Here is a 19,948-nt window from a genome sequence, read left to right on the forward strand (position 1 = left end):
CCCCCGCGATGGCGCTGGCCCGGACAAGCCGTTTCCCCCGCGACATCCCATCAGTCATCATGGCATTCCCCTTTCTTCAATCGGAAACACCGGCAAGGCGGCGAGCAACTGGGCGCCATAGCCTTTGGTCAGCAGACGGCGATCGTAAATAATGATTTCACCGAAACATTCATGGCTGCGGATCAGGCGCCCGACCTGCTGAATGAGGTTGAATGACGCGCTCGGCAAGCTCTGCACCACAAACGGGTGACGCTTCAGGCTTTTCAACCACTCGCTTTCCGTCAGGATCACCGGGCTGTCGATCGGCGGGAAGGCGATTTTGTGGATATGCACCTGCGACAACAGATCGCCTTTTAAATCCAACCCTTCGGCAAAGGATTGCAAACCGATCAGTACGCTGGTCCGCCCTTCTTCCACCCGTTGGCGGTGCAGTTCCACCAACCGATAACGCGGTTTATCCCCCTGTACCAGCAGCATCAGCCGCAGATCGGCGACCTGCGTCAGAAACAGCTGCATCGCCCGCTGGCTGGCGAACAGCATCAACAACCCGCGATGTTTCTCCTGTTGCAGCTCGGCGCGGAAAAAACGGGCCATTTCGGCAATATGCTGCGCCTCATTCGCCATCAACGGTTCATAACGCATTTTCGGGATCACCAGCCGCCCTTGCTCGCGGTGGTTAAACGGCGAACTCAGCGCCAGAAAGCGATCCCCGTCGCGTTCATTCAGGCCGGACAGTTCCTGTAAACGAGAGAAACTGTTTAACGAACGCAGCGTCGCCGAGGTCACCACCACGTGCGACACATTATTCCACAGCAGCTTTTCAAGCTGATCGCTCACGCGGATACCGGCGCAGTGCAGCGACAAATGCGCTTGCCCGTCGCGCACATAGCGGGTAAGCCATTTAGATACCGGCGCATTGGATGATTTCTCCATCGCCGCCAGCCGCCATAGTTTGCTCAACGCCTCCAGATAGCCCAGCAGCCGGCTCATTTTCAACAGCGCATGGTGCAAGCGCACCACATCGTGCTTACCGGTTTTTTCGCTCAGATCGTTGAGCATGAACTCCGTTAACCCGCGCAGGCTATCGGTCAGCTTAAATAACCGGGTACAGCTTTCGCGCATTTCATCCGACAATTTCCCCATCGGGAAACGATATTCGCCTTCGCTGCCGTCTGGCGGTAAAAAACATCCGCATAGCTGCGCAAACGACAACGCCAGCTCACGCATCTCTTCGCAATGACGGGTTAACCGTTCGCCGTGCGCCAGCCGCGGCGGTGATTTCGGCGCGAACTGCGCCATGCATAGCCCGATTTGCTGCACCACCTGTTCCAGTTGCAGCGTAATGGCATCCGGCGTGATATCGCCGGACATTTCCAGCGTGTCGCGGGCGACGTCGGGTATATGGTGGCCTTCGTCCAGCACCAGCAGCAGATCTTTGGGATTCGGCAACACCGACTCGCTTTCCATCGCCGCCATCACCAGCGCATGATTGGTGACCACCACATCGGCATTTTCGATTTCACGGCGGGCGATAAAAAACGGACATGCGCGGAAATAGTGACAATTATGCCCCAGACAATTCGCTTTATCGGTGCTGAGTTTGCGCCACAGGCTATCGTCAATCGACTCCTGATAATGGTCGCGCAGGCCGTCCCAGGCATAGCTTTGCAAGGCTTTTTCTATCTTCGCGCATTTCCCCTGCTCCTCCCGGCTGGAGGGAACCCGCTCATCATCCAGAAACAGGGTTAAATCCCCTTGCGCGTCGACATCCGTCGCCAGCATCGCCAGATTGCGCGGACAGACATAACGCCCGCGACCGAATGCCGCGGTGAATTTCAATTCGGGAATAAACTTCTGCAACAGGGGGAGATCCTTGCTGAAAATCTGATCTTGCAACGCCACATTCGCCGTGCTGACCACCAGCGTTTTTTCTTGCGCCCGCCCCACCGCGATGCCGGGAATTAAATAGGAGAGCGTTTTCCCTACCCCGGTCGGCGCTTCGATGGCTAAATGACGCGGATAATCGCCCGCCAGCGTTTTCGCCACTTCGGCTATCATCTGTCGTTGAGGTGTGCGAGGAATAAAATCCGGGATCTGTTGTTGCAGGGCCTTATACCATTGGCCAATCTGCTGTTTTATTGCGGGGGACAGCGTCATGCATTCTCTGTATTCAGTCAATCTGGCGGGTATTGTCCCACAGACTGGCGGCAACGTCAGCCGATATCAGCGCGCCTTTCCTACTCGACAAAGTCGAAACCGCCGGTTAGGGTGATCCAGCCGCCGGGCGTTTAATGCGGCCATCCCATCCGCACGCTGAGAGATAAAGGACATATGTCATCCGTTCATACGGTCAAACAATCCTACTGGTTTTCCGCGCAGCTTCCCTACGTGGAGCTTCGCTCGACCTGGCACAGCGCCCAGGGCTACAAAACGCATAGCCATGCGCAATTCTCCATCGGCGCTATCGAACAGGGCGCGACGATCTGCCATTACCGCGGCGAAAAACATCGGTTACAGAGCGGCGATCTGATTTTTATCGATCCGCAGCAGCCCCACAGCTGTAACCCTTTCCCCGGACAGACCCGCAGCTATCATATGCTGTATCTGGATACGGACTGGTGTTTGAAAAAACTCGCCGAACTGTCCGGTTCGCCCGTCGCCTCGCTGCGCTGCCGCTGCGTCACCCTGCGCAGCCCGGCGCTGTTTGCCGATTATCGGCGCCTGATCGGCCTGTTGCATCAAGGCGAGATCGCCGCCGCCCGGCAAACGCTGAATGAACTGATCGCGCCGATACTCCGGCAATACTGCGTTCCGGTTGCGCAGATCGAACGAACGACGGCGTTTCCAGCGTCGGCCCAATTGACGACGCGCCATGTTCGCCGGCGTTTGCTTACCCAGTTGCAGGAAGCGCCGTCGCTGGCGACGCTGGCCGAAGAGTTGAATCTGCGGCGAGAAACCATCGTGCGGCATTTTCGTCGCCATACCGGCCTCACCCCGATGGCGTTTCTCAACAATGCGCGGGTGGAATACGCCAAAACCTTGCTGAAACAGGGCGTGCCGCTGGTCGATGTGAGCTACCAAAGCGGCTTTTGCGATCAAAGCCACTTCCATAAAATCTTCGTGCAGTATACGGCGGCGACGCCGGGACAGTATCGCCAGGCGCGATCAATATTTGACAATAAATAGCGGGGACGGCGATGGGAGCAGCAGGCACTGATGACTTTCCCGGCGTCAGATACCCAATAGCCGAAACCCATTCCATGATTACACCTTTAGTTCGTCAGATATTGCCGCAGGCATCTCCTGAACGTCGGGTTGCGCAACCTTGCGGTATTTATCCAGCAGATGGATCTGAATTTTACGCAGTAAATCGCCATTCAGTCTGTAGAAACGGAAATAGAGAATCAGCGTCACCACGAAAAAAATGGTAGGCAACGCAATCATAATGCACTGCATTCCCAGGAGCGTCTCAGCAGATTGAACGGCGTTGGGAACGTATCCAATCAGACCTAGCACCATGGCGATAAAGAACGCGGAAAACGCCGAACCGCCTTTTACCACCATGGTCTGCACTGAATACGCGATGCTCTCGCAGCGCACATTGAGCCGATATTCGCCATAGTCCACCGTGTCCGCCACCATGATCACCTGCAATACCCAGAACAGCGCGGTGCCAATGTTGAAAAACACGCCGGCAAGTGAAATGAGGAAGATGTTGTGATAACCCACCAGCGCCATCGCCAGCAATACAACGCCGCTGAGAACCGGCATAACGGACGCCCCTGCCCATAAAATCCGGCGGGAAAGCGCCTTGGCCAGACGTGGAAAAAAGACCAGGGTCAACAGGTTAGCCGCCCCGGCATAAGACATGTAGTACGGGAAAAGATCGGCATCACCGATAACGTAAGTAAAGTAGTAGATGGCAAAACCAGAAATAATATTGGCGGCGATGTTGTAAGCCAGCGCCATCCCCAACAGACATGAGAGTTGATCGTTTTTGTAGATAAGCTCGATTATCGATTTTAACGTCTGGCGACCGCTGCCGGCGCTCGCCTCATGGTCGGAGGAAAATACCTGATGCACATTACGTAACGTGACAATCATTGAGGCGATGAAAAAAACAATCAGCACCAGCGTAAACATCTGGAAACCAAATCCGCGATCCTCTCCCCCGACATAATTGACAAAAGGCAGCGTCACACCCGCGGTCACAAATCCCGCCAGACTGGCGAAAAAACGCGGAAACGGCACCAGTTGCTCACGCTCGCGTTTATCCAACGTGATGGTGGGTACCAGAGACCAGAATGGAATATCCATAATCGTGTACGTCATGCCCCACAAAATGTAGGTCACCCACACGAAAACGATTTGCGTCGTACCTTCAAAAAGATGGGCGCTGAAAAGTAAAAACAGCACGACCGAGTTCAATAACGTTCCCAGCAAGATCCAGGGTTTAAATTTTCCCCATCGCGAGCGCGTGGCGTTCACGATCCACCCCATGATGGGATCGTTGAATGCATTCCATATTTTTGCGACCAGAAATAATGTTCCCACTACCCCCATCGATAAACCGACCACATCGGTGTAGTAATACATGAGATACATATAAACAATACCGATCGCGAAATCTTTACCAAACGCCCCGAATCCGTAGCTGAGTTTTGTTGTCAGAGAGATGCTCATAGCGTACCGGGTCGCTGTTGGCAGCGCCCGCCTTCTATAATGTATATGGATACGTTAGTCGTCGGACGCCGGGCTACCGCCGCCCGGCGTAGCCTGTTGTTAGCGGTGTAACCAGGCCGGCAGCCAATTGCCATGCTCAGCGATCAGGTCGTCCATCAGTGCATATATTTCGTCAATTCCCAGCACAGCCGCGGTGTGCGGATCCATCATTGCGGCGTGATACACGCGATCGCGATTTTCCGTCAGGACAGCTTCCGTCAGGAGCGTTTGTACGTTGATGTTGGTTTGCATCATCGCCGCCAGATGTGACGGCAGCGTCCCGACTTTCGTCGGCTGAATGCCGTTCGCATCAACCAGACAGGCGACTTCAACGCAGCATCCCTGCGGAAGATTATCAATCAGGCCGTCGTTGCGCACATTGCCGTAAATAACGCTCGGTTCGCCGGTCCAGATAGCATTCATGATTGTGCTGGCATATTCCCGCGACGGTTTGATCTCAATCCGCTCCGCCGTTTTGTACTCCTCCAGCTCTTTATGCCAGTTAGCCAGTTGCTCCACGCAACGCTTCGGATACTCATCCAACGGGACGCGGTAACGCGCAATCAGATCCTCGCGACCAGGTTTAATGAACCATGGGGTATATTCAGCAAAGTGTTCGGAAGATTCGGTCACGAAATAGCCGAGTTTTTTGAACATTTCATAGCGCACAATATTCTGACAGCGTTCATTGCCGTGGATATTAGGTTTTGGCGCTTGTCCTGACGCGTACGCCGCCAGCAATTCCGGATACAGATTGACATAAGCGCCTTCCGCCGTTTTACGTTCCAGCGCCAGATAAAACGCCATGTGGTTGATCCCGGCGCAACGGTAGCGCAAATCTGCCGGATTGACGTTCAGATCGCGCGCCAGCTCTTCCGCCGTCCCTTGCACCGAGTGGCACAAACCGACCTGTTTAATATGCGGATAGCGGGCGTACATCGCCCAGGTATTCATCGCCATCGGGTTGACGTAGTTCAGCATGGTGGCGTTCGGACAGACTTCACTCATATCTTCGCAAATCCGCCATAAATGCGGGATGGTGCGCAGCGCGCGCATAATGCCTCCCGGCCCAAGCGTATCCGCGATAGTCTGCTCCAGGCCGTGGCGTTTACAGACGTCAAAGTCGATCACGGTACAGGGTTCATAGCCGCCGATCTGGAAGGCGACGACCACAAAATCCGCATCCTTCAATGCGGCTTTTTGATCGGTATGGCAGGTGATATGGCCGGAAGCGTTTGCCGAATCCATCAGCTTACGTACGACAATGTGCGACTCTTCGAGGCGGCTGACGTCGATATCCATTAATGCGATATGTGCGGATTTCAAGGCGTCGCGGTGAAAAACATCGCCGAGAATATTTTTCACAAAAATCGTGGAGCCGGCGCCGATAAACGTAATTTTGGGTGTAGACATCATAATTCTCCATGGCATTGTTGGCTAACACCATGCTGGCACGCGGCATCACCGAAAGCCTCCGTCTTGCCCGATAAGCATTCCCGAAAACTCAGATCTGCCATCGCTCGACGTAAGATCTGAGTTTATGGGACAAAATCCGCAAAAAAGCAGAGTATCTGGTTCAATAACGGCACCGTGCGGCTACACACACCGCGCGTTTTGTGTCCCGATTCACGGTCTTGGCCGGCGCAAGAAGGCATCATGCTGATAATTCAGGAAATGGAGTGTCGATGACTATGCTGCCGATATCGCATTTACCGCCCGATCCGCACATGTGCAGTAGCGACGAAAAACAGACACGCAGCCCGCTGTCTCTCTATTCCGAGTATCAGCGAATGGACATTGAACTGCGGCCGCCGTATGTCATGACCAACAGCCACTGGCACGGTCAGGTTGAGGTCAATGTGCCGTTCGACGGCGATGTGGAGTATCTGATCAACAATGAAGTCGTACAGATAAAACAAGGACATATCACACTATTTTGGGCCTGTACGCCGCACCAGCTCACCCGCACCGGCGCATGTCGACGCATGGCGATTTTCAACCTGCCGATGCATCTGTTTCTCTCCTGGCCGCTTGACCGCGAACTGATTAACCACGTCACCCACGGCATGATCATCAAGTCGCTGGCGACCCAGCAGTTAAGCGTCTTTGAAGTCCGACGCTGGCAGCAAGAGCTGAGCAGCAGGGATGAACAAATTCGTCAACTCGCCATTGATGAAATCGGCCTGATGCTTAAGCGGTTTAGTCTTTCGGGATGGCAACCGATTCTGGGGAACAAGACTTCGCGTACTCACAAGAACAGCGTATCGCGTCACGCTCAGTTTTACGTCAGTCAGATGCTGGCGTTTATTGCCGACAACTACGATCAGGCGCTGACCATTAACGACGTAGCGGAACATGTGAAGCTCAATCCCAACTATGCAATGGGCATCTTCCAGCGCGTGATGCAGCTCACCATGAAACAGTACATTACCGCGATGCGCATTAATCACGTACGCGCACTACTGAGCGACACCGATAAAACCATTACTGATATCGCCTTTACCGCTGGCTTCCGCTCCAGCAGTCGCTTCTACAGCACCTTTAATAAATATGTCGGAATGCCGCCGCATCTATATCGCAAGCTGAGTCAGCAGCGTCGACAGCCGATGACCGGCTAATGACGCAACGTTCATATTGAAAGCGCCAGCAGGGGACAGTATCGCCAGGCGCGATCAATATTTGACAATAAATAGCGATATCAAATGCCTAGACTGACCTCGATTATTCTCAGAGGTCATCGACATCATGTTTATCAGTTCGCTCTTTCCCGATAATTTTCCCGCGCTGGCGCTGGCTCACTTCGTTGCCTTACTCAGTCCCGGCCCGGATTTTTTCTTACTCGCCGCTTATGCAATCCGCTACCGTTTACGCGGCAGCGCCGGGATTTGTCTGGGCATCGCCCTGGGAAACGGCATCTATATTTTTCTGGCGATAATCGGTTGGGCCGGCATCCAGCATTCGCCGCGCATATTTACCGTTATTGAACTAAGCGGCGCCGCTTATCTGTTGTGGATTGGCTATCAACTGCTAAAAAGCCGCGCATCACACGCGCTGACGCCGGCGCAGCAGGCCGCCGGCCGCCCCGGTTTTATCCGGCAAATACTGCTGGGGCTGGCTTCCGCCCTGCTGAATCCCAAAAACATCCTGTTTTACATCAGCCTGATGACCAGCATTCTCGGTCAGCATGTCACCGTCGGTCAGCAAATTGTCTGCGGCGTCTGGATGTTTTCCATCGTCCTGATCTGGGATTTGCTGGTTGCCATGCTGATCGCGCGGCCGCGCATCCAGCGGCGGCTTCAGCGCTATCTGAACCCGATCGAACGCGCGGCCGGGGCCATTTTAATATTCTTTGGTTTAATACTCCTGTTTCACCGCTGAAGGCTTTATAATTCGGGACGATTAACAAAAGGATAACCTGATGAACTTAAGCAAAGCGGGGATTATCGGGCTGTTTGCCCTATGCGCCCTTGGCGGGATCGGCGGCGTGATGCTGGTGGGTTACATCATCATTGTACACGGCGGCTAACCCTTGCCCAGCGGCGCATTGCCGCCATTATGACGCGCATAAAATTGCGCCCAGTAGGCCGGAATGCGCGAAAACGTCAGCCTGAACCAGGCGGTGAACGCTTCCGGCGTCGCGGCCATCTGCCGGCTGATCTGCTCTAGCGACAGATACTGAAATGCTTCGGCCTCGTCGGGATCCGGCTGGGGAAGATCGTCGGTAAGGCCGAAATAAACATGCCCGAATTCATGCTCGGTCAGGCCGTTATCCAGCGGCAGGCAATAGGTCAGCGTAAACATCGGCGTGAGCGAACAGCGCAGCCCCATTTCCTGATCCAAACGGCGGTGCGCGGCCTGGCGCGTTTCCTCTCCGGGCGTTGGGTGGCTGCAACAGGTATTGCTCCATAAGCCCCCGCTGTGATATTTGCCGCCGGCCCGTTTTTGCAGCAACAGCTGCTGCCGGGAGTTGAAGATATAAACGGTAATGGCGCGATGCAATACGCCCTTCTCGTGCGCTTCCAGCTTTTCCATAACGCCTGTCGGCTTGTCGTTTTCATCAACCAGAATCACTTCCGTCATGGCATCTCCTGTTGCTATGGGGGTAATTTGGCTCAGGTTAAGCCGGCGATGAGCATAAAATGCCGCGGCAAACCAGACTGAGCGTACAGGCTGCGGCCCCGAAGGGCCGAACCTTGCGGGAAGCGAACGCTTCCGCGACTAAAAGCATGACGGCGATATTATAACAAAGTGAAACTGCTACTTTGCACACGCTGCGAATCCAGGCCGATGAACACCTCGAATTTACCGGGTTCCGCCACCTGCTGCATACGGGCGTTATAGAATTTCAGCGCATCCCGATCGATGGGGAAACTGACGGTACGCGATTCGCCAGGTTGCAGCATCACTTTGTGGAAACCGCGCAGTTCTTTCACCGGGCGGCTGATGGATGCCACGACATCGTGCAAATAGAGCTGTACGACGGTTTCGCCCGGCCGCTTGCCGGTATTTTTAACCGTGACGCTGGCCGTCACGGTTCCGTCGCGCTTCATCGTCGGGCTGGACATGCGCACATCCGATACGCTGAAAGTGGTATAGCTCAGGCCGTAGCCGAACGGATAGAGCGGGCCGTTCGCTTCATCATAATAATGCGAGGTATACTTGCCCGGGTTTTCCGGCGTATAAGGCCGGCCTGATGGCAAGTGGTTATAATAAATAGGAATTTGACCGACGGAACGCGGGAAGGACATCGGCAGTTTGCCCGAAGGATTATAGTCGCCGAACAGCACATCGGCGATCGCATTGCCGCCTTCGGTTCCGCTGAACCAGGTTTCCAGCAGGGCGTCCGCCTGTTGATCTTCCCGCACCAGCGCCAGCGGCCGGCCGTTCATCAAGACCAGCACCAGCGGTTTGCCGGTGGCTTTCAACGCGGCAATCAGGTCTTTCTGGCTTTGCGGCAGATCGATGTCGGCGCGGCTGGAGGCTTCATGCGCCATCCCCGCCGCTTCGCCCACCACCGCCACGACGACGTCCGCCTGTTTCGCCGCCTGCACCGCTTCGTCAATCATCGCCTGCGGCGAACGTTTATCTACCTGCACCGCCTCTTCATACAGATTCAGGAAATCAATAATCCCCTGATGATTACTGACGTTCGCGCCTTTGGCATACAGGATATGGGCCTTGTCGCCCGCCGCATTTTTGATGCCCTGATAAACGGTGATCGTCTGTCTGACGACCCCCGCCGCAGACCAACTGCCCATGGTATCGCGTTTGCTGTCGGCCAGCGGCCCGACAACGGCAATCGTCCCCTGCTTCTTCAGCGGCAACGTTTGCAAACGATTTTTCAGCAAGACCAGACTTCTGCGCGCAACGTCGCGCGCTTCCAGACGGTGTAAACGACTTTCCGCATTGGTATCGACGGGGTCGGAATCCGCCGGCCCCAGATGACGGTAGGGATCCTGGAACAGGCCCATATCATATTTAACGTTCAACACCTGACGGCAGGCTTCATCAACTTCCCGTTCACTGACCGCGCCGCTTTTGACCAAATCGGGCAGATAACGCATGAAATATTCATCGCTCATGCTCATGCCGATACCGGATTTTAACGCCAAACGCGAGGCATCACGCGGATCGCCGGCCACGCCGTGTTTAATCAGCTCTTTAATCGCGCCGTGATCGGTAATCGTGATACCGGTGAATTTCCACTGGTCGCGCAGGATATCTTTCAGTAGCCAACTGTTGGCCGTGGCCGGCGTACCGTTAATCGAATTCAGCGCCACCATCACCCCGCCGCTGCCCGCATCAACAGCGGCTTTATACGGCGGCAAATAATCCTGAAACATACGCTGAGGGCTCATATCCACCGTATTGTAATCCCGGCCGCCTTCCACCGCGCCATACAGCGCGTAGTGCTTCACGCTGGTCATCAATGAATGACGCGCCGTCACGTCCTCTCCCTGGAACGCCTTTACCATCACCCCGGCTATTTTACTGGTCAACCAGGTATCTTCGCCGAAACCTTCCGATACCCGGCCCCAGCGTGGATCGCGGGTGATATCGACCATCGGCGCCCAGGTCATGTTTAAACCGTCTTCCGTGGCCTCGTAGGCGGAAATCCGGCCGCTCAGCGCGATGGCGTCCATATCCCAACTGGATGCCAGTCCCAGCGCGATCGGGAAAATGGTGCGCTGGCCATGCACCACATCGTAAGCAAAAAACAGCGGAATTTTCAGGCGGCTAAGCTGCATGACCTGATCCTGCATCGCCCGGATATCAGGCCGCGTGACGGTGTTAAAGATCGCGCCGACCTGACCATGTCTGATCATTTCGCGAATGGCTTCCTTCGGATTATCCGCCCCGACGCTGATTAACCTGAGCTGGCCGATTTTTTCATTCAGCGTCATTTTTCTCATTAAATCAGAGACAAACGCATCCCGCTGTTGATGTGACGCCGTAACGGAAGTGGGAATGGATGTGATTTCCTGAGCCATGACCGGATTAACGGCAAGCCCAATCGCCATCGTCAGTGAAGTAAGCCATTTCATTCTTTTATACAGACCCTATCAATCCAGGCGCCAGGACAGGTCACTGAAGCACAAGACAGGTTTGAAAAAATAAGTCAGCCAGGCATGGTGAAGAAACCCATTCACCTACAGCGCCAACATACTCGAAACACAGCGCGTAATCATAGTGTATTTATTTACATTTCATTGAATAAAAACTGTAAGAATAATGCGATACATTGCGCAGAATGAACATTCTTCCGCCTTGGCCCTAACATAACGCCGCGCTTTGGCCCTACTGCGCATGCAAACAGGAAAACGGACACTACGCCGCCCGTGCAAAACCAAACGGCCTTTTCTACTTGCATCATGGCGATTGCGGCTATAATGGCGCAATGATTTCAATTTAATACCCTGACAGGAACGCGGGATGCCTCTTCGTCTGGTCCGTTAATCCTGAGAACCGAGATCCATGCTAGAAGAAACTCGCTTACACCGCATTCGCGCCCTTTTGTCCGTACTCAACCGGGTCAGCACCGAGAAAATTATTCAGCACCTTGGCGTATCAAGGGAAACGGTGCGGCGGGATATTTTGAAGCTGGAAGCGATGGGCGCCTTGCGTCGCGTCCATGGCGGGATAGTGGCGATCGCGCCGTCGCCTGAAACGCCATTATCCGTGCGTAATACGGTACGGGAAAAAGAGAAGCAAGCCATCGCCCGCGCGGCGGTTCAGCAATTAAAAGCGGGCCAAACGTTGTTTATCGATGCGGGCAGCACCACCGCGCAGCTGGCCGACGAACTTTTGTCGATGCCGGGGATGACCATCATCACCAATAGTCTGCATGTCGCGTTTAAGCTGACGGCAAGCGAAGCCACGCTGCATCATGAAGTGATTTTGCTGGGCGGAAGTATCACGCCGTCGGCGCAGGCGACCTGCGGCGACGTCACCCTCGGCGAGCTCCGGCGTTATCGCGCCGATGTCGCCCTTTTATCCCCTGTGGGTATCGCCAGCCAGTCAGGCGCCAGCAGTTTTGCTCACCATGAAGCCGCCGTGGCCGGTTCGATGGCGCAGCACGCCGATACCCGCATTATTCTGGCGGATCACAGCAAGATCGGGCTGACCAGCCGAATTATTTACGCCACCCTGGCGGAGATCGATATCATTATTACCGATGCCGCCGCTGCCGATAGTCCCGATCTGGCATCGCTCCGGGCGCAATGTCAGCAGACGATCCTCGCCTGATAGCATTCCTCCCGCCCCATCAGGCGCCCCAGCCATGCGCGACGTTTAAAGATGATCGACGGCGCTTTCCATGCTAATGGTATTGTTCCGTTCGCACATGGAGCATCAAAAATGTATCAGCTATACATCGCCAACAAAAACTATTCATCCTGGTCGCTGCGTCCGTGGGTATTGTTAAACGCGCTGTCTATACCGTTCGAGGAAAAGCAGGTGACGTTCGTCTCCGCCGGGGCGAATCCGGCGTTCAAGACGTTCTCGCCCTCAGCCAAGGTTCCCTGCCTGATTGACGGCGATATCACCGTCTGGGACTCGCTGGCGATAACCGAATACCTTGCCGAACGACACAAGGCGGTATGGCCCGCCGATGCCAGGGCTCGCGCCTGGGCGCGTTGCGCCGCGGCAGAAATGCATTCCGGCTTTAACGCGCTGCGTAACGATTGCCCTATGAGCTGCGGCGTGAAGGTCAAGATGAATGCGATTTCGCCGTCATTGAACCACGATTTAACGCGTCTCAACGAACTGTGGCAGGAGGGGTTAACCCGTTTCGGCGGCCCTTTTCTGGCCGGCGACGCGTTTTCAGCGGCGGATGCGTTCTTTGCGCCGGTGGTGTTCCGTATCCGCACCTATCAGTTGCCCGTCTCGCCGGCGGCCGCGGCCTATTGCCGGCATCTGCTGTCCCTGCCGGCCATGCAAAGCTGGCTGGAACAGGCGCTGGCGGAACCCTGGATTGAACAGGAACATGAAGAGGATGTGTTCCAGGCCGGCGCGGTCATTGAAGACCTGAGAGTCCGCGCTTAACCCTCATGCCTGCGCAGGGCGCGGATATCGTTATCGCCGCCCTGCGCCCCCCTGGTTATGCCGGTAATGGTAAAACTGCGGATAACGCTGAAGCATATAGGCCGGCGGAAAGCCCTGATTACTCCGTATCCGCGCTCGCCAGCGTCTGCGGCTGACGCGAGGCCAGCGCCTTCTGTTTTTTATAGTTTAACGCCACGGCCGGCACATCGCTGATCTTACCGCTTTCCAGCCATTTTCTCAGGCGGTTGGCATCGGCGAAATGCGTGTATTTGCCAAACGCGTCCAGCACCACCAGCGCGACCGGACGTTGATTAATCACTGTGCGCATGACCAGGCAGTGGCCGGCCTGATTGGTAAAACCCGTTTTGGTTAATTGAATATTCCAGTCGGATTTGCCGACCAAATGGTTGGTGTTACGGAACGGCAAACTGTAAACCGGATGGGAAAACGTCACCGTTTTCTCCTGCGTGGTGCTGAGCTGGCTGAGCAAAGGATACTGCTTGCTGGCGATGAGCAACCTGGTGAGATCGCGCGCGGTCGATACGTTATGAATGGAAAGTCCGGTAGGCTCGACGTAGCGCGTATGCCGCATTCCCAATGCGCGGGCCTTGGCGTTCATGGCGGCGATAAACGCCTGATAACCGCCGGGATAATGGTGGGCAAGGCTGGCCGCGGCGCGGTTTTCCGACGACATCAGCGCCAGCAACAGCATATCGCGGCGGCTGATCTCGCTATTCAGCCGCACCCGCGAATAAACGCCCTGCATTTCTTGCGTCTGACTGATATCGACGGAGATAACTTCATCCAAAGGCAGGTTGGCATCCAGCACCACCAGCGCCGTCATCAGCTTGGTCACGGAGGCAATCGGCACCACGACATCCGGATTACTGGAATAAAGAATGTGATCATCGCGTAAATCCACCACCATCGCGCTGCCGGAGGCGATTTCCTGATGAGCGGCAGTCGTTGATTTGACCGGCGTTTTCGCCATGACCAATGGAGCAGACAACATCGCAGTTGACAGCAACAGCATACCAAGCAAAGAAATCTTGTGTTTTTTATTCATTATTCAAATACTTAAACAGTATCCTGTCAAATAAGAGAGAACGGCCGACGCATTATAATTTACCGGCAATCGCAGCGCATCGGCATAGCAGAAAAAGCTTTGTGACAAAATTTAACAAACAGGGCATAAAGGAAAAGGCAATCAGACAAACCGCGTCAGCGGCCATCTACTGGTGGTGTCTGAGGGAGGATATTGTTGCCGGAAGACACGCCACGGGCGGCGAGCAGCGCAAAGCGCCGAACGCCTGTGACGCGGCGTGCTTAACGGGAAGCGGTATGAGGCGCGCGCATCTGATTTAACAAGCGGAGGGTGATGCCGCTGAATATTCCGCCGGTAAAGCCGCCAACGGCGCCGGATAGCGCACAGAACACAAGGTTGTCGGCCAAGCCGGGAAACCATGCCAGTTGAACGGAAAAGTAGAAGCGCAGGCAAAAGGTCAACAGCATCAATACCAGCGGCACAGACGAACCGCTGCGCTCAAAACGCTGGATATCGGCGCGATAAACGCCGGCGTTTTTCCCCAACATCCAGCCCAGAATCACCCCGACGACCAAAGCCAGTAAAAAGCCGGCAATAGCCGCTTCCCGTATCGCCAGCGTATGTAAAATCGAGGACGCCCCCCAGTAGAGAAAAACGATCGGCAATATCAACAGACGCAGTAGAGATTGCTGTCTCGGCTGACGGGCTTTTATGCCGGCATAGATTAAATAGGCCAGCAGAACCCATACCCAGGTAGGGGTATGGCGAATGATAATGAGAAAATCTTCCATAAGGTTCATCGTCCTGCGTAAAAAACACTGCCGGGATCATACTCCCCGCCACCCTCCCCGGCAATCAGGCCAATGCAGCAGCCCTACCCGGTTAATCCGGGCAAAAGCGGGATTGGGCGTCGCCATCATCTTATTTATGGATTTATGACCGAACAAAAATGGACGGTTAGCCGATTGGCGATATTGACGCCCTGTCAACCGGATGGAAGGCCGTATCTTCTTCCACCAGCATACACCATCAAAAACGGCGGTCGTGTCAAACCTTCCGCCGCTGGCTGAGTGCGGAAATGGCGGCGGCGGCATGTCATGCCATGGGAATTCAGGCTTGATGACGCATTCCCCTACACCGCCGCGATCGGAGTTTAAAACGGTTTTACCCTTATCAGGGGAATTCAGTGATGGGCGCCCCGCACCAGACTCCCGAGCCTTAAACGATTTACAGCCGTCGTTGTCAGCATCGCAATCAATTCAGATACAAAGCGGCTTTATCAATCGAATTAAACAGCGCCATCTTACCGGCGATAACTTTGCGAGCCGCCTCCATCGGCGCCAGATACAACGCGTTCGGTTCATGCCCCCCCTGTTTCAGTTCTTCTTCCAGCGCGACAAAGAACGCTTTTTTCATCTCACTGGAGATATTGACCTTCCCCACGCCGAAGCGGATCGCTTCCGCCACTTCACTGTCTTTGTTGCCGGATCCGCCATGCAGCACCAAAGGAATCGTCACCACCTGCCGTATCTGCTGCAAGCGCTCAATATCCAATTTTGGCTGTTTTCCCTTGGGATAGAGGCCGTGGGACGTTCCGATCGCGACGGCCAGCGTATCGACGCCGGTTTCCTCCACGAAGGTTTTCGCTTGTTGCGGATCGGTATACAAGATCTCACTGCTGCCGCCTTCCGCGCTGCCTTCGGCAACGCCAATGGTTCCTAATTCCGCTTCTACCGAAATATTCACCGTATGCGCTAATTCAACGATTTTTTTAGTCAGCCGAATATTTTCTTCAAAAGGATGGGCAGAGGCATCAATCATCACTGAGGTAAATCCGGCATAAATCGCCTGCATCACCTCTTGCAGATTGCGTCCGTGATCCAGGTGGATAACCACGGGTACGGCGGCTTTTGTCGCCAGCGCTCTCAGGTAAATAATAAAATCGCTGCCGGTGAAACTCATTTCATCCGGATGAATTTCCAAAATAACGGGCGACGCATGTTTTTCCGCTGTTTCAATTACCGCACGCGCAAACTCGGCGCTGGCGATATTGAACGCACCGACACCGAACTGATGTTGCCGGGCGACGAGGAGCAGGTCTTTCATATTGTAAAGCATAAGAATTATCCCTCATGGGCAGGTTGATGAACGTCTTTTTTGATAAAGAACAGGATCAGCGCGGTTAATAGAGTCCCGGCTGCGATAGCGAACAGATAGGCCAAAACGTTGGTGATTACGTTGGGAATGAACATAACGAACACGCCGCCGTGGGGGGCGCGTGAGGCGCAGCCCAATACCATGGACAACGCGCCGGCCAGACCGGACCCACAGACGATGGCCGGGATCACTCGCAGCGGATCGGCGACAGCGTAAGGAATGGCGCCTTCGGTAATGAACGACAGACCGAGGACATAGGTGACTTTGCCGGTCTCAACTTCCTGATGGGTAAACTTCCTTTTGAACAGGGTCGTCGCCAGCGCGATACCTAACGGAGGCACCATCCCCGCGGCCATACAGGCGGCGATAGGGCCGTAGATACCCGAAGACATCAAGCCGATGGCAAACATGCAGACGGTTTTATTCAACGGACCGCCCATATCGAACGCCACCATCATGCCGAATAGCAAACCGAGTATCGCCGAGTTGGTATGGCCCAGCGAATTGAGGAAATCGGTCAATAAGCCCAGCAACATTTTGATCGGTTCGCCAATCAACAGCGCCATCAACGCACCGGTAATGAACACGCTCAGCAGCGGAACAATAAGGATGGGCTTCAGACTAGAGACCGACTTCGGCAGCTTGATGTAGTTATTGATCAACAAGGTCGCGTAGCCTGCCAGGAATCCGGCCAGCAGCGCCCCCAGAAACCCGGAGCCGGTATGAATCGCCATCATGCCGCCGACAGCGCCCGCCACAATCCCCAGCTTTCCGCTAATCGATTGGCTGATGCCCAGCGACAGTACCGGAAGCATCAAGGCGAAAGCCGAGCCGCCGCCGATGTCGGCAAGCATCTTGGCGATAGGATTAAAACTGGGATCGCCGGGCGTCGCAGCATGGATGCCAAAAGCGAAACTCAGCGCAATCAATATTCCCCCCGCCACAACAAAGGGGATCATATAGTTGACGCCGGTAATCAGATGAACGTAAATCTCGGCGATCGCTGAACGTTTTTCAGCACTTGACGCGCCATCCGTCAGCGTGCGGTCTTCCTTATCCGCAGAGACGAAATGCGGCACCAGCTCGCCGCTGGCGATAGCCTTAAGCAAACCTTCTGCATCCTTAGCGGCGCGAGTAACCGAAACTTCAATCACCTTCTTATTAATAAAGCGTGAGAGTTCAATTTTTTTATCTGCCGCGATCAATACGATATCGGCATTTTTTATATCTTCGTCAGTAAGAATATAATCACTTTCAACGGCGCCCTGTGTTTCCACCAATAAAGGAATGTCCAGTTTTTTCGCCGATTTTTTCAGATTAGCTTCAGCCAGATAAGTATGAGCCACGCCAGTAGGACAAGCGGTTATCGCAATAATGTTCATATGCATTCTCCAATGACAGGAAATACAACATTTTTATAATTATTGACTTTCAGATGTTGACAATAACAATTGATACATTTCGCTACGTGTTTTTAAATTAAGCAAATCATCAACGACGGAATCATCCCCCAGGGCAATGGATATTTTAGCCAGAATTTTAATATGCCGGGAGTCGCTGTCGGTATCTTTAACGGCAAACAAAATCACCAATTTTACCCTTGTGCCGTCGATAGTTTCCCAGGAAATATCGTCTTTAACCCGGCCGATTGCAATTCTGGTTTTAAGAACCGCTGTCGATTTCCCGTGCGGAATGGCGATATGATTTTCAAAACCTGTCGACCCCATCTCTTCACGCAAATAGACATCGCGTAAAAAAACCTCTTTATTCGCCAGCGCCCCGCTGGCATAAAGCACCTCGGTCAACTCATCAATAATTTGCTCTTTTGTTTTTGCCTGAGAATCTAAAACAATACACTCTTGTTGAAGGACATCATTAATAGAGATATTCATAGCCATCGTCTCTTCCCTATTTAACTATTTCATATAATTAGATACCAGGCACTCTGTCACTCGGGTAATATCTTTGGCGGAAAACAGCGCCGAAACATATACCACCGGTTTTTCAACCGGTTCAAGCTTCACCGTTGAAATAATAATATCAACATCCTGGCGTTTGATGTATTCTGCAATTTCTTTTCCGGGAACAATATCCACGACCTCCCAGTCCGGAAATGCCCGAATGACTCGGCCATATAATAACTGGGAGGTACCCAGACCGCTGGAGCAAACCAGAAGCACTCGATTTTTTTTGATATTACTCTCTATCGCCGCCTGAATATGCACGGTCAAGTAGCCGATTTCATCATCATTGATTTCGCCAAAACCATATTCATGCGTCATAACGGCCATAGAAGATTTCACGGCTAAAAAAATGCTGCCCAGTTCATTCTTGATATCATGCAGCAACGGATTCTTAATCCTGATACGATACTCCAGGCGATTAAGCATCGGTTTTACATGCGATAGCAGCGACTCCAGCAGATGCGTGTCCATCGTGATATCGACTTTTATCCTGGCGGATACCTTATCGATAAGCATCTTCGTAAACGCAGAGGCTCGCTGAGAATCATTGCTTTGCATTTTTACAAGTGAATCAATACCTGTTTTACCTGAGGACACCAGATATTGATAAATATATTGTAATTCAACCGTTCCCAATTTGACCTGATAATAATATTCAATCCGTTCTACCGCCGCACGCGAGATTTGATAGATACGGCTTTCCATCGCGCTAAAATCCGAATTAGCGTCAAGGTAAGTTTGTTCCCTGGTATTGATTCTATGTATAAGCACTAAAACATGCGTAAACAAATTAATATAATAAGGATCGCCAATGCTATAAGTTAGTTGTTTTTCTATATAGCTAATCAAACCAACCGTAAATAATACATGCTGCTCGCCAAATCTTTCCGAAAGTTCAAGTATGATGGAATCATCAATACGGCTTTCCATCAAATTCTGCTGGCGATAAATCGATTTTAACACTAACGCCTTCATGGCCACGCGAATATCCTGATCGCTACCCTCGATACGCGTACCAGAGAGATCTTTGGTTAACGTTAATGAAAAATCACTTAGCCATAGCTCAATTTTCTTTAAATCATTCACAATCGATGCCCGGCTGATAAAATATTTTTTCGCTAATTCACTGACAGATGTCGAACGTGGCGAATTCATCAGCAACTCAGACGCTATTTTTAACAAACGCACATTATTGTTAAAAGAATCAATTTCGTTAATGAATATCTTCCCTGAAGCGATTTCGGCATTGGCATCGCTGAATTTCGTTTTTACGCCGCTGCCACGCTTACTGACAATACGAATTCCGTCAGCAGAAAGCTTGTCGTTAATATCTTCAATATCGCGCCGTAATGTTCTTTTTGAGATAGCGATCTGGTTTGATATGCTCTCTAAACTTACATAAACATTATGGGTAAACAGGCAGCGCATTATTTTCAATTGTCTCTCTGTTAGAATATTTTTCATTCGCGTTCTCCAAACGTAACATCTGGCCTCCCGCTCATAACATCTAATATAG

General features: G+C 53.1%; 17 protein-coding genes. 6 read left to right on the forward strand and 11 right to left on the reverse strand.

Annotation, left to right across the window (positions count from 1 at the left end; translation table 11 throughout):
- Positions 1 to 57: 57 nt before the first annotated feature.
- Positions 58 to 2,157, reverse strand: a complete 2,100-nt coding sequence (gene dinG, locus ABRZ26_RS05390; RefSeq protein ID WP_319603226.1) for an ATP-dependent DNA helicase DinG — start codon at positions 2,155 to 2,157, stop codon at positions 58 to 60.
- 174 nt (positions 2,158 to 2,331) lie between these two features.
- On the opposite strand from dinG, the gene ABRZ26_RS05395 reads away from it, so the two are divergent.
- Positions 2,332 to 3,186, forward strand: coding sequence for an AraC family transcriptional regulator (locus tag ABRZ26_RS05395; RefSeq protein ID WP_319603227.1), 855 nt, complete (start codon positions 2,332 to 2,334; stop codon positions 3,184 to 3,186).
- Positions 3,187 to 3,264: 78 nt separating this feature from the next.
- Here ABRZ26_RS05395 and melB read toward each other — a convergent pair whose 3' ends face one another.
- Together melB and ABRZ26_RS05405 are read right to left on the reverse strand one after the other, a co-directional pair.
- Complete coding sequence (gene melB / locus ABRZ26_RS05400; RefSeq protein ID WP_319603228.1) at positions 3,265 to 4,683, reverse strand: melibiose:sodium transporter MelB; 1,419 nt, start codon at positions 4,681 to 4,683, stop codon at positions 3,265 to 3,267.
- A gap of 99 nt (positions 4,684 to 4,782) precedes the next feature.
- On the reverse strand, positions 4,783 to 6,138 hold the full coding sequence (locus ABRZ26_RS05405) for an alpha-glucosidase/alpha-galactosidase (RefSeq protein WP_319603229.1): 1,356 nt from the start codon (positions 6,136 to 6,138) through the stop codon (positions 4,783 to 4,785).
- Positions 6,139 to 6,407: 269 nt separating this feature from the next.
- Here ABRZ26_RS05405 and melR point away from each other — a divergent pair, with 269 nt between their 5' ends.
- The 3 genes from melR to ABRZ26_RS05420 all read left to right on the forward strand — a co-directional run bounded on the left by melR (position 6,408) and on the right by ABRZ26_RS05420 (position 8,248).
- Positions 6,408 to 7,340, forward strand: coding sequence for a transcriptional regulator MelR (gene melR, locus ABRZ26_RS05410; RefSeq protein ID WP_319603384.1), 933 nt, complete (start codon positions 6,408 to 6,410; stop codon positions 7,338 to 7,340).
- A gap of 127 nt (positions 7,341 to 7,467) precedes the next feature.
- Positions 7,468 to 8,100 carry a LysE family translocator gene (locus tag ABRZ26_RS05415; protein WP_319603230.1) on the forward strand — a complete coding sequence of 211 codons (633 nt, stop codon included), beginning with the start codon at positions 7,468 to 7,470 and terminating at the stop codon, positions 8,098 to 8,100.
- Between the two features lie 40 nt (positions 8,101 to 8,140).
- A complete protein-coding gene (locus ABRZ26_RS05420; RefSeq protein WP_246494498.1) occupies positions 8,141 to 8,248 on the forward strand; it encodes a YohO family small membrane protein in 108 nt (35 codons plus the stop codon).
- Here ABRZ26_RS05420 and idi read toward each other — a convergent pair.
- Both idi and bglX read right to left on the reverse strand, forming a co-directional pair.
- Positions 8,245 to 8,802 (reverse strand): isopentenyl-diphosphate Delta-isomerase, encoded by a 558-nt coding sequence (gene idi, locus ABRZ26_RS05425; protein WP_319603231.1) that lies wholly within the window; start codon positions 8,800 to 8,802, stop codon positions 8,245 to 8,247. The two genes, ABRZ26_RS05420 and idi, sit on opposite strands and share 4 nt — an antisense overlap.
- A gap of 158 nt (positions 8,803 to 8,960) precedes the next feature.
- Positions 8,961 to 11,267, reverse strand: a complete 2,307-nt coding sequence (bglX, locus tag ABRZ26_RS05430) for a beta-glucosidase BglX (RefSeq protein ID WP_319603232.1) — start codon at positions 11,265 to 11,267, stop codon at positions 8,961 to 8,963.
- Between the two features lie 430 nt (positions 11,268 to 11,697).
- Here bglX and ABRZ26_RS05435 point away from each other — a divergent pair, with 430 nt between their 5' ends.
- Both ABRZ26_RS05435 and ABRZ26_RS05440 read left to right on the forward strand, forming a co-directional pair.
- Positions 11,698 to 12,468 carry a DeoR/GlpR family DNA-binding transcription regulator gene (locus tag ABRZ26_RS05435; RefSeq protein WP_319603233.1) on the forward strand — a complete coding sequence of 257 codons (771 nt, stop codon included), beginning with the start codon at positions 11,698 to 11,700 and terminating at the stop codon, positions 12,466 to 12,468.
- A gap of 111 nt (positions 12,469 to 12,579) precedes the next feature.
- Positions 12,580 to 13,266, forward strand: a complete 687-nt coding sequence (locus ABRZ26_RS05440) for a glutathione S-transferase (protein WP_319603234.1) — start codon at positions 12,580 to 12,582, stop codon at positions 13,264 to 13,266.
- 118 nt (positions 13,267 to 13,384) lie between these two features.
- On the opposite strand, the gene pbpG is transcribed toward ABRZ26_RS05440, so the two are convergent.
- The 6 genes from pbpG to ABRZ26_RS05470 form a co-directional block, all read right to left on the reverse strand.
- On the reverse strand, positions 13,385 to 14,332 hold the full coding sequence (pbpG, locus tag ABRZ26_RS05445; RefSeq protein ID WP_319603235.1) for a D-alanyl-D-alanine endopeptidase: 948 nt from the start codon (positions 14,330 to 14,332) through the stop codon (positions 13,385 to 13,387).
- 260 nt (positions 14,333 to 14,592) lie between these two features.
- Positions 14,593 to 15,102: a DUF6622 family protein gene (locus ABRZ26_RS05450; RefSeq protein WP_319603236.1), complete on the reverse strand. Its 510-nt coding sequence runs from the start codon at positions 15,100 to 15,102 to the stop codon at positions 14,593 to 14,595.
- 463 nt (positions 15,103 to 15,565) lie between these two features.
- Positions 15,566 to 16,429 carry a ketose-bisphosphate aldolase gene (locus ABRZ26_RS05455; protein WP_319603237.1) on the reverse strand — a complete coding sequence of 288 codons (864 nt, stop codon included), beginning with the start codon at positions 16,427 to 16,429 and terminating at the stop codon, positions 15,566 to 15,568.
- A gap of 5 nt (positions 16,430 to 16,434) precedes the next feature.
- Entirely contained in the window at positions 16,435 to 17,850 is a 1,416-nt protein-coding gene (locus ABRZ26_RS05460; RefSeq protein WP_319603238.1) for a PTS fructose transporter subunit IIC, read from the reverse strand.
- Positions 17,851 to 17,889: 39 nt separating this feature from the next.
- Positions 17,890 to 18,366, reverse strand: a complete 477-nt coding sequence (locus tag ABRZ26_RS05465) for a PTS sugar transporter subunit IIA (protein WP_319603239.1) — start codon at positions 18,364 to 18,366, stop codon at positions 17,890 to 17,892.
- 18 nt (positions 18,367 to 18,384) lie between these two features.
- Positions 18,385 to 19,896, reverse strand: a complete 1,512-nt coding sequence (locus ABRZ26_RS05470; protein WP_319603240.1) for a BglG family transcription antiterminator — start codon at positions 19,894 to 19,896, stop codon at positions 18,385 to 18,387.
- Positions 19,897 to 19,948: the final 52 nt, after the last annotated feature.

It is taken from the genome of Brenneria sp. L4-2C (assembly GCF_040240335.1).
Taxonomy (GTDB): Bacteria; Pseudomonadota; Gammaproteobacteria; order Enterobacterales; family Enterobacteriaceae; genus Brenneria.

Bases quoted from the DNA above. Each gene is read 5' to 3' on its own strand.
- bglX (WP_319603232.1), bottom strand. From the start codon at position 11,267: ATGAAATGGCTTACTTCACTGACGATGGCGATTGGGCTTGCCGTTAAT.
- ABRZ26_RS05415 (WP_319603230.1), top strand. From the start codon at position 7,468: ATGTTTATCAGTTCGCTCTTTCCCGATAATTTTCCCGCGCTGGCGCTG.
- ABRZ26_RS05395 (WP_319603227.1), top strand. From the start codon at position 2,332: ATGTCATCCGTTCATACGGTCAAACAATCCTACTGGTTTTCCGCGCAG.
- ABRZ26_RS05465 (WP_319603239.1), bottom strand. From the start codon at position 18,366: ATGGCTATGAATATCTCTATTAATGATGTCCTTCAACAAGAGTGTATT.
- ABRZ26_RS05420 (WP_246494498.1), top strand. From the start codon at position 8,141: ATGAACTTAAGCAAAGCGGGGATTATCGGGCTGTTTGCCCTATGCGCC.
- melR (WP_319603384.1), top strand. From the start codon at position 6,408: ATGACTATGCTGCCGATATCGCATTTACCGCCCGATCCGCACATGTGC.
- ABRZ26_RS05435 (WP_319603233.1), top strand. From the start codon at position 11,698: ATGCTAGAAGAAACTCGCTTACACCGCATTCGCGCCCTTTTGTCCGTA.
- ABRZ26_RS05405 (WP_319603229.1), bottom strand. From the start codon at position 6,138: ATGATGTCTACACCCAAAATTACGTTTATCGGCGCCGGCTCCACGATT.
- ABRZ26_RS05440 (WP_319603234.1), top strand. From the start codon at position 12,580: ATGTATCAGCTATACATCGCCAACAAAAACTATTCATCCTGGTCGCTG.
- pbpG (WP_319603235.1), bottom strand. From the start codon at position 14,332: ATGAATAAAAAACACAAGATTTCTTTGCTTGGTATGCTGTTGCTGTCA.
- dinG (WP_319603226.1), bottom strand. From the start codon at position 2,157: ATGACGCTGTCCCCCGCAATAAAACAGCAGATTGGCCAATGGTATAAG.
- melB (WP_319603228.1), bottom strand. From the start codon at position 4,683: ATGAGCATCTCTCTGACAACAAAACTCAGCTACGGATTCGGGGCGTTT.
- ABRZ26_RS05450 (WP_319603236.1), bottom strand. From the start codon at position 15,102: ATGGAAGATTTTCTCATTATCATTCGCCATACCCCTACCTGGGTATGG.
- idi (WP_319603231.1), bottom strand. From the start codon at position 8,802: ATGACGGAAGTGATTCTGGTTGATGAAAACGACAAGCCGACAGGCGTT.
- ABRZ26_RS05455 (WP_319603237.1), bottom strand. From the start codon at position 16,429: ATGCTTTACAATATGAAAGACCTGCTCCTCGTCGCCCGGCAACATCAG.
- ABRZ26_RS05460 (WP_319603238.1), bottom strand. From the start codon at position 17,850: ATGAACATTATTGCGATAACCGCTTGTCCTACTGGCGTGGCTCATACT.
- ABRZ26_RS05470 (WP_319603240.1), bottom strand. From the start codon at position 19,896: ATGAAAAATATTCTAACAGAGAGACAATTGAAAATAATGCGCTGCCTG.